Consider the following 8,801-nt stretch of genomic DNA (forward strand, 5'->3'; position numbering starts at 1 on the left):
AGCACCGACGACGCTAGGAGCGCCCGATCGATCGGCAAAGGAACAAGCCGGGAAGGCGACGGGAAGGCGGCAACGACGCGCCGGCAGACGGCCGCGTGCTTCCCGGGCCTGCCCCTTTGTCCCGGCACAGCGTGATGGCGCGCACAGCGGATCCGCGCAGAAGCGCGGGAACAGCAGGGGAACACGAACGGGCTGGGCCACGCCCCCGACCTTCAGCGCATCGCGGCGCAGCCCGGCCGCGCGGATAATGCGCCATGCCCACCCTGCCCTACTGGCGGCTGTCTGCCGTCTACTTCGCCTACCACGCCGCAATCGGCGTCTTCACCCCCTATTTCGCGCGCTGGATGGAAGGGCTGGGGCATGGCGCGCTGGCGATCAGCAGCCTGTTCGCGCTCTGGTACGGCACCCGCATCTTCGGCCCGCCGCTGTTCGCGCACTACGCCCGCGGCTCGACCCGACCCAAGGCCTGGCTGCTGGGCGGGCTGTGGGCCTCGGCGGTGTTCTTCCTCGGCTTCTTCGGCGCCGAACACCTGTGGCTGCTGGCGCTGTCGATGGCCGCATTCAGCCTCTGCTACAACGCCATCCTGCCGCAGCTCGAAGCCTTCACCCTGGCGGGCCTGGGCCCGCGCAAGCACGACTACGGTCGCGTGCGCCTGTGGGGCTCGCTGGGCTTCATCCTGCTGGCGGTGGGCTACGGCTGGCTGCTGCAACATGGCGACGCCCCCGACCTGCCCTGGATGATGGGTGCGGGCATCCTCGCCACCGCCCTGATCACCCACGCCCTGCCGGCTCAGAAGCGCCTCGACACCGATCCGCCGCCCGGCAAGGCCAGCCTGTGGGAACTGCTGCGCCGGCCCGGCGTGCCAGCCTTCATCACGATCGTGATGCTGACCCAGATCAGCTTCGGCACCTACTACCTGTTCTTCACCCTGCAGCTGGAGCGGCACGGCCACAGCACCGATGTGGTCGGCCAGCTCTGGGGCCTGGGCGTGGTCGCCGAGATCGTGCTGTTCATGTACGCCGGCAGCCTGCTGCGCCGGGTCAGCGCCCAGCGCACCCTGCAGATCGCGCTGGGGGTGACCGCCCTGCGCTGGCTCAGCATCGCACTGCTGCCGCAGTCGCTGACGGTGATGGTGGTCGTGCAGATCGCGCACGCGATCGGCTTCGGCGCCTTCCATGTGGCCTGCATGCAGCGGGTGGTCGAGCTGTTCCCCGAATCGGATCGGCTGGGGGCGCAGAGCCTGATGTACAGCCTGGGCTCCGGCCTGGGCGGCGTCCTGGGCGCCCTGCTCGCCGGCGCGCTGTGGAAGGCCGGCGACGGCGTGCTGGCTTTCGCCGTGGCTTCATCGGTGGCAGCGCTGGCCCTGCTGCCGGCCATGAAGCGCTTCGGCGGACGCATCTCACACGCCGACGCTTGATCTGACCCGGGCGGATGTGCACAATGCGCGGCTCCGGGCGGTTAGCTCAGCGGTAGAGCATTGCCTTCACACGGCAAGGGTCGCAGGTTCGATCCCTGCACCGCCCACCAGATTCAGGAAAGCCACTCTCGCGAGTGGCTTTTTTGTTGGCTGATCGGTGGCTTCGAGCGCCCGGCGCCTCCTGCCGGCTCAGGTCCGCTCGATCCGCACCACCCGCCCACCCTGCACGGTGAACATCACCAGTCCGGTCTGGCGCTCGTACTCCCAGCGCTCGCCGATGGCCGCGCCCTGGGCATTGACCAGGGTGACGATGCGGAACGGCTCGCCGCATTCGCGCAGCTTGGTGATCGGGGCGCCGACAGTGATGACCGCATAGCCGCAGCGCTCGGAACGCGAGGGGCTGGCCGCGGCCGGCAGGCTCAAGCTCAGCAGCAGGCCCGACAGAATCCATGCGCGCATGTTGCTCTCCCTCGTGGATGGCTTGCTGAAGGTCATCGCCAACTCGACGGCACGCGACCGCCCGCGGATCACGGCGCAAGGCCGCCGTAGCGCAGCGCCATCAGGTGCACGTCCGCGTAGCGTCCGCCGCGCAGGGCGTAGCCCAGGCTGGTGCCCTCGCGCTGGAAGCCATGGCGGGCGAACAGGGTCTGTGCGGCCGTGTTGTCGGTGTAGACCTCGAGTTCGATCCGGCGCACGCCGAGCCAGCCGAAGCAGAGCTCGATGGCGCCAGCCATCAAGGCGCTGCCGACGCCACGTCCGCGCGCGCCTTCATCCACCGCCAGCCCGATGTTGGCGACATGGCTGCGCCGCGGATTCTCGAAGCGCTCGATGCCGATCTGGCCGAGCACGCGGCCATCGACGTCGGCGACCAGGCTGTGGAAATGGCTGTGCAGGCGGCCAAGTCGCTGCTGCCAGAGCTCGGCACTGGGAAAGGGCAGCTGCAGGGTGTTGGCGTAGACCGAAGGCTGCGCGTAGATCGCGCGGATGGCTTCGATGTCGCGGGCTTCGCTGTGGCGGATCTGCATCGCCGCATCATGCGGCTGCCGCTCGCACCGAGGCAAGCAGGCGCCGGGTCGACGCCTGACCGAAACGCCGGGCGCGGCGGTGGCACTCCGCACCGCCTGCGCATCCGCTGGGCTATCCTGCCGCGGCCTCCAATCGCTGCCCACGCGTCCCGCACGGGCCGCGCCCCTCACTGCACCGGGTACCTGCACCGCATGTTCAAGCTGATCAAGCGTCTGTTTGGCGGTGCCGCGACGCCGGCCTCCGGCGACAAGGAGTTCGCCGCCCTCAACCGCCAGGCACCGATCAAGCCGAGCGAAGGCCAGACAGCAGCGGACGGCGCCCACCCTGAAGGTTTCGTCTGCCGCGAGACCGTGCTCGGGCGCGACCAGCGCGTCGCCGGCTACCACTTCCTGCTGCATCAGGCCACGCGCGCACGGCTTGCCAGCCGCAGCCGCCGCATCCACCACGTCTATGCCGAAGTGCTGGTGCGCAACCTGATCAAGATCGACGTCGGCCGCCTGCTGGGCCATCGCCTCGCCTTCTTCGAAGTGCCGGACTCCTTCCTGGAGCATGAGGCGCTCACCGAGCTGCCGCCGGAAAACGCGGTGCTGACCCTGGTCGCCCTGCCCGATCCGGGCGGCCCGACGCCGGCCCAGGTCATCGAGCAGGTGCGCGCGCTGCGCACGCGCGGCTACCGCTTCGCGGTCAATGCAATGGCGCCGGAGGCGCCAGGTGCCTACCTGCTGGCCGAAGCCGACTTCGTCATCGTGCGCGCCGACCAGGCCGACCCGAAGCGCCTGCGCGACTTCACCGAAGCGCTGGCGCGCGCCGACAGTCGACGCCAGTGGCTGGCCCGCGAGCTGCCCAGCCACGACGAGTTCCGTCTCTGCTTCAACCTCGGCGCCAGCTACTTCCAGGGGCCCTTCATCACCCGCCGCGAGGACTGGAGCGGCAACTCGCTGGGCCCGAACTCGGCGCGCATCGCCGATCTGCTGTCGCGCCTGCGCCGCGATGTGGACACGCGCGAGATCGCCGAGGTGCTGAAGCAGGACCCGGCCCTGTCGCTGCGCCTGATCCGCTACATCAACTCGGCCTCGATCGGCCTGCGCGAAGAGATCACCAGCATCGAGCGCGCGCTGCTGCAGCTGGGCCGCGAGAAGCTCTATCGCTGGCTGAGCCTGCTGCTGTACGGCGCCGACAACCGCAACCCGGCCTCGTCGGCACTGCTGGAGTCCGCCCTGGTGCGCGCGCGCATGCTGGAGCTGCTGGGCGAGGAGCAGCCGGCAGCGACGCGCGACGCGCTGTTCCTGGTCGGCCTGCTGTCGCTGGTCGATGCCGTGCTGCAGGTGCCGATGCCGGTGGCGCTGGCCCAGCTGGCGGCCTCGCCCGAGATCGAGGCTGCGGTGGCCCGCGGCGAAGGCGACATGGCCGAGCTGCTGGCACTGGCCGTGGCCTGTGAGGGCGGCGACGCGCAGGCGGTCAACGCCGCGGCTGAGCGCTGCGGCGTCAGCGCCAGTGACGCCAACCAGGCCCACGTGCAGGCCCTGGCCTGGGCGCTGGAAGTGACCCGCCACTAGTTGAAGGGCGTCCCGGCACCGCGTGCCGGCGGTGGCGCTCCCGTAGGGACATAGAATTCGTCATCCCCGCGAATGCGGGGATCTAGTTCGGAGTCGAGGATCAGGCCGGCTGCACACCACCCGCCACCCCACCTCGCCTCCTGCTTTTCGACCGAGGATGTTCACTGCCATGTCATTCAAGTACAGCCCCTCAGCGCCCCGACTCGGCCTGCTCGCACTCGCGTCAGCGGCCCTGATCGCGGGCTGCAACCTGAGCGTCCGTGCGCCCCAGGGCACGCCGGGCGCCAGCGCCGATGCGGCGTCAACCGAGCTCGCCTGGTCGCGCTGGAACTGCGGCGGCGCAGCGCTGGAGGTCGCCTTTGCTGCCGACGCCGCCTATCTGCGCGAGACCACTGCGCTGACCACCCTGGCGCCCGTGGCCAGCGCCTCCGGTGCGCGCTACCGCGGGCAGCGCGCGGCGGGCGGAGTCGGGCTGTGGTCCAAGGGTGATGCGCTTTCCTTCAGTGCTGACGGCCAGAGCTGGGTGGAGTGCGCCCGCGCAGCGGCCGAGTTCTCGGCCTGGGGCCAGGAGCCGAGCTGGAAGCTGGGCATGGAGGGCGACCGCGGCACGCTGCAGCGGCCCGGCCTCGGTGAGCCGCTGGGCCTGCTGGTGCGCTCGCTGCGCAGCGAGGGTGGCGCCACACTGATCAGCGCGGACAGCGTCGACGGCGCCGTGGAGATCCGCCTCGACGACGGTATCTGCCGCGACGTGATGAGCGGCATGCCCTATCCACAGTCGGTGGCGATCGACCTGCCCAACCGCCAGCTGCGCGGCTGCGGCGGCGACCCCGCCCAGCTGCTGCGCGCCCAGCCCTGGGCGATCCCCACGCCGGTCGCGGGTCGCGAGCTGGCCACCCTGGTGTTTCTTGACGCCAATGGCGTGAGCCTGCAGGCACCCTGCAATCAGCACATCGGCAGCTACCGGCTGAGTGGCGAAGGGCTGACGCTGACGTTCAGCGCCAGCAGCAAGAAGGGATGCCCTGCCGAGATCGAGCAGGAGGATCGGCGCCTGATCGAAGCGCTCGCGGAAGCCACGCGCTTCGATGTCGACGATGCGGGCATGCTGAATCTGATTGGCCCGCGCGGGCTGATCGTGCAGGCGCAGCCGGCGCCGCTGATGTAGCGGGGGTGGCGCATGGTGCGCGACACGCGCGCCCAACAGCCGCGAGCGACGCCGCGCCTCCATCAACGCGATAACTCATGCTCGCATTGGGTGCGCTTGCGGCGCTGCAAGGCCTCATGGTGCGCGACACGCGCAGCCTACAACCGCGAGCGACGCCGCACCCCGATCAACGCGAGAACCATCGGTCGCGTAGGGTGCGCCTGCGGCGCACCAAAACCTCATGGTGCGAGACACGCGCAGCCTACAACCGCGAGCGACGCCGCGCCCCGATCAACGCGAGAAGCATCGGTCGCGTAGGGTGCGCCTGCGGCGCACCAAAGCTCGAACCAGTGCACGACAGCGCCCCCAACTCGGCAGCGATTGGCCTACCCAAGCCACCTCCCAGTCGCCGTCGCCCCACAAAAGAAAACGGCCGACGGATCGCTCCGTCGGCCGTTTGCTTCAAGGCTGGACCAAAAGCTTTGCGATCCATCGCCTCATCCCATTCCGGCTGGATCTCAGGCGCTGACGGTCCTGGCGACGTCGGCGTACTCCTGCATCTGGTCGAAGTTCATGTAGCGGTAGATCTTGTCGCCGTTGGCGTTGATCACGCCGATGTCGGTCAGGTACTCCTCGCGGGTCGGGATGCGGCCCAGGCGCGAACAGATCGCCGCGAGCTCCGCCGAGCCCAGATACACATTGGTGTTGCGGCCGAGGCGGTTGGGGAAGTTGCGGGTCGAGGTCGACATCGCGGTGCTGCCCTCGCGGATCTGCGCCTGGTTGCCCATGCACAGCGAGCAGCCCGGCATTTCCATGCGCGCGCCGGCGGTGCCGAAGGTGCCGTAGTGGCCCTCCTCGGTCAGCTGGCTGGCGTCCATGCGGGTCGGCGGCGCCACCCACAGGCGGGTCGGGATGTCGCGCTTGCCTTCGAGCAGCTTGGCGGCGGCGCGGAAGTGGCCGATGTTGGTCATGCACGAGCCGATGAACACTTCATCGATCTGCGCGCCGGCCACATCGGACAGGGTCTTGGCGTCGTCCGGATCATTCGGGCAGCAGACGATCGGCTCAACGATCTCGGCGAGATCGATCTCGATGACCGCCGCGTACTCGGCGTCGGCATCGGGCTCCAGCAGCTGCGGATTGGCCAGCCACTCCTCCATCTTCTTGATGCGGCGGGCCAGCGAGCGCGCATCCGCATAGCCCTCCGCGATCATCCACTTCAGCAGGGTGATGTTGGAGTTCAGGTACTCGATGATCGGCGCCTTGTCGAGGCGCACCGTGCAGCCGGCGGCAGAGCGCTCGGCCGAGGCGTCGGCCAGCTCGAAGGCCTGCTCGATCTTGAGGTCCGGCAGACCTTCAATCTCGAGAATGCGGCCGGAGAAGATGTTCTTCTTGCCCTTCTTCTCGACGGTGAGCAGGCCCTGCTTGATGGCATACAGCGGAATCGCGTGCACCAGATCACGCAGGGTGACGCCCGGCTGCATGTGGCCCTTGAAGCGCACCAGCACCGATTCCGGCATGTCCAGCGGCATCACCCCGGTGGCAGCGGCGAAGGCGACCAGGCCCGAACCCGCCGGGAAGCTGATGCCGATCGGGAAGCGGGTGTGGCTGTCGCCGCCGGTGCCGACGGTGTCGGGCAGCAGCATGCGATTCAGCCAGCTGTGGATGATGCCGTCGCCCGGACGCAGGCTGACGCCGCCGCGGGTCGAGATGAACTCGGGCAGGGTGTGGTGGGTCTTGACGTCGACCGGCTTCGGATAGGCCGCGGTGTGGCAGAAGCTCTGCATCACCAGGTCAGCCGAGAAGCCGAGGCAGGCCAGGTCCTTCAGTTCGTCGCGGGTCATCGGCCCGGTGGTGTCCTGCGAACCCACCGTGGTCATCTTCGGCTCGCAGTAGGTGCCCGGACGGATGCCCTTGCCTTCCGGCAGTCCGCAGGCGCGACCGACCATCTTCTGCGCCAGGGTGAACCCCTTGCCGGTGTCGACCGGCGCCTGCGGCAGGCGGAACAGATCCGTCGCAGGCAGGCCCAGCGCATCGCGCGCCTTGGCCGTGAGGCCGCGACCGATGATCAGCGGAATGCGGCCACCGGCGCGCACCTCGTCGAACAGCACCTCCGACTTCACTTCGAACTCGGCGATCACTTCGCCGTTCTTGAGCGCCTTGCCTGCGTAAGGCTGCAGCTCGATGACGTCGCCGTGCTCCATCTTCGAGACGTCGAGCTCGATCGGCAGCGCGCCGGCGTCTTCCATGGTGTTGTAGAAGATCGGCGCGATCTTGCTGCCCAGACACACGCCGCCGAAGCGCTTGTTCGGGATGTAGGGGATGTCCTCGCCGGTGAACCACAGCACCGAGTTGGTGGCGGACTTGCGCGAGGAACCCGTGCCGACCACGTCGCCGACGTAGGCGACCAGATGGCCCTTGGCCTTCAGATCGAGGATGGCCTGGACCGGACCGCGCTTGCCGTCCTCTTCCGGCACGAAGGGCGCGCCCTCGCGCTTGTTCTTCAGCATGGCCAGGGCATGCAGCGGGATGTCGGGACGCGTGGTGGCGTCGGGCGCCGGCGACAGGTCGTCGGTGTTGGTCTCGCCCGGCACCTTGAACACGGTCAGGGTCATGCTCTGCGGCACTTCCGGACGCGAGGTGAACCACTCGGCCTCGGCCCAGCTCTTCAGTACGGCCTGGGCGTTGGCGTTGCCAGCCTTGGCCTTCTCCTCGATGTCGTGGAAGGCATCGAAGATCAGCAGGGTGTTCTTCAGTGCAGTGGCGGCGACGGCGCCGACTTCGGCGTCGTCCAGAAGCTCGATCAGCGGATGCACGTTGTAGCCGCCCAGCATGGTGCCCAGCAGCTCGGTGGCGCGGGCGCGGCTGATGAGGGGCGTGCTCTCGGTGCCGTGGGCGATGGCCGCGAGGTAGCTGGCCTTGACCTTGGCGGCGTCATCGACGCCGGCCGGCACGCGGTGGGTGAGCAGATCCAGAAGGAAGCCCTCCTCGCCCGCCGGCGGCGCCTTCAGCAGCTCGATGACCTCGGCGGTCTGCTGGGCGGACAGCGGTAGCGGCGGAATGCCCAGCGCGGCGCGCTCGGCAACATGTTGGCGATAGGCTTGGAGCATGGGGGAAGGTCCTTCAGGCGTGGGACGCCGCGCGCATCGCAGCCACGACCGGGGATCGGCCGGAGGCAGCGCACGGTAGAAAGCGAAGGCCAAGATGGGGATCCGCGCACGGCGGAGCAAGCCGGCCTTCACGGCCGCCGATTTTCGCCCGCCGCGACGATGGGGGCAATACAACTTTCGGCCTTGGGCTGGCTCGGGATCGGAGATTCGGGATTCGGGATTCGTAACACGGGTCTAGGCCAGCGCCGCCGCCCGAGGACCAGAGGCGGAGTGCCGTCGCCGAGAGCGGTGCAGCCCGGCCTTTCTTCATCCCCAGTGCCGGACGGCAATCACGGATCCCGGCGCATCGCTGGCCCGAGCCTGGTCGCGATCCCTGCACTCGATCGCTTGGGAACGCAGCGAAGGGCTGCAGGCAGGCCGCAGACAACGTGCGCTTCATGGGGGCATCGCCCGAGGCCGGTTCTGCAGATCCCGAATCCCTACCCGGCCCTCGCACACTGCGCTCGGGCGTTCGGCGTCTCGCGCGGCAGTGCCGCGCAAACGAGACGCC

At 69.0% G+C, this 8,801-nt stretch carries 6 protein-coding genes and 1 tRNA gene; 4 read left to right on the plus strand and 3 right to left on the minus strand.

Features of this window, described 5'->3' with window-relative positions:
- The first annotated feature begins 254 nt into the window (after positions 1-254).
- Positions 255-1,418: an MFS transporter gene (locus Q0654_RS12370; RefSeq protein WP_298854204.1), complete on the plus strand. Its 1,164-nt coding sequence runs from the start codon at positions 255-257 to the stop codon at positions 1,416-1,418.
- 35 nt (positions 1,419-1,453) lie between these two features.
- A tRNA-Val gene (locus Q0654_RS12375) sits at positions 1,454-1,528 on the plus strand.
- Positions 1,529-1,607: 79 nt separating this feature from the next.
- Here the strand turns inward: Q0654_RS12375 and Q0654_RS12380 are convergent.
- Together Q0654_RS12380 and Q0654_RS12385 are read right to left on the minus strand one after the other, a co-directional pair.
- Positions 1,608-1,877, minus strand: coding sequence for a hypothetical protein (locus Q0654_RS12380; RefSeq protein ID WP_298854206.1), 270 nt, complete (start codon positions 1,875-1,877; stop codon positions 1,608-1,610).
- 68 nt (positions 1,878-1,945) lie between these two features.
- Positions 1,946-2,443 carry a GNAT family N-acetyltransferase gene (locus tag Q0654_RS12385; protein ID WP_298854209.1) on the minus strand — a complete coding sequence of 166 codons (498 nt, stop codon included), beginning with the start codon at positions 2,441-2,443 and terminating at the stop codon, positions 1,946-1,948.
- Between the two features lie 192 nt (positions 2,444-2,635).
- On the opposite strand from Q0654_RS12385, the gene Q0654_RS12390 reads away from it, so the two are divergent.
- Positions 2,636-4,000, plus strand: coding sequence for an HDOD domain-containing protein (locus tag Q0654_RS12390; RefSeq protein WP_298854211.1), 1,365 nt, complete (start codon positions 2,636-2,638; stop codon positions 3,998-4,000).
- A 169-nt stretch (positions 4,001-4,169) separates the two neighbouring features.
- Positions 4,170-5,162, plus strand: coding sequence for an META domain-containing protein (locus Q0654_RS12395; RefSeq protein WP_298854213.1), 993 nt, complete (start codon positions 4,170-4,172; stop codon positions 5,160-5,162).
- 497 nt (positions 5,163-5,659) lie between these two features.
- Here the strand turns inward: Q0654_RS12395 and acnB are convergent, their stop codons facing one another.
- Positions 5,660-8,251 (minus strand): bifunctional aconitate hydratase 2/2-methylisocitrate dehydratase, encoded by a 2,592-nt coding sequence (gene acnB, locus Q0654_RS12400; RefSeq protein WP_298854215.1) that lies wholly within the window; start codon positions 8,249-8,251, stop codon positions 5,660-5,662.
- Positions 8,252-8,801 lie beyond the last annotated feature (550 nt).

Origin of the sequence: uncultured Aquimonas sp., from assembly GCF_937888285.1 — a bacterium.
Classification (GTDB): Bacteria; Pseudomonadota; Gammaproteobacteria; order Xanthomonadales; family Xanthomonadaceae; genus Aquimonas.

Coding starts and splice junctions, on each gene's coding strand:
- Q0654_RS12370 (WP_298854204.1), top strand. CDS start 255: ATGCCCACCCTGCCCTACTGGCGGCTGTCTGCCGTCTACTTCGCCTAC.
- Q0654_RS12380 (WP_298854206.1), bottom strand. CDS start 1,877: ATGCGCGCATGGATTCTGTCGGGCCTGCTGCTGAGCTTGAGCCTGCCG.
- Q0654_RS12385 (WP_298854209.1), bottom strand. CDS start 2,443: ATGCAGATCCGCCACAGCGAAGCCCGCGACATCGAAGCCATCCGCGCG.
- Q0654_RS12390 (WP_298854211.1), top strand. CDS start 2,636: ATGTTCAAGCTGATCAAGCGTCTGTTTGGCGGTGCCGCGACGCCGGCC.
- Q0654_RS12395 (WP_298854213.1), top strand. CDS start 4,170: ATGTCATTCAAGTACAGCCCCTCAGCGCCCCGACTCGGCCTGCTCGCA.
- acnB (WP_298854215.1), bottom strand. CDS start 8,251: ATGCTCCAAGCCTATCGCCAACATGTTGCCGAGCGCGCCGCGCTGGGC.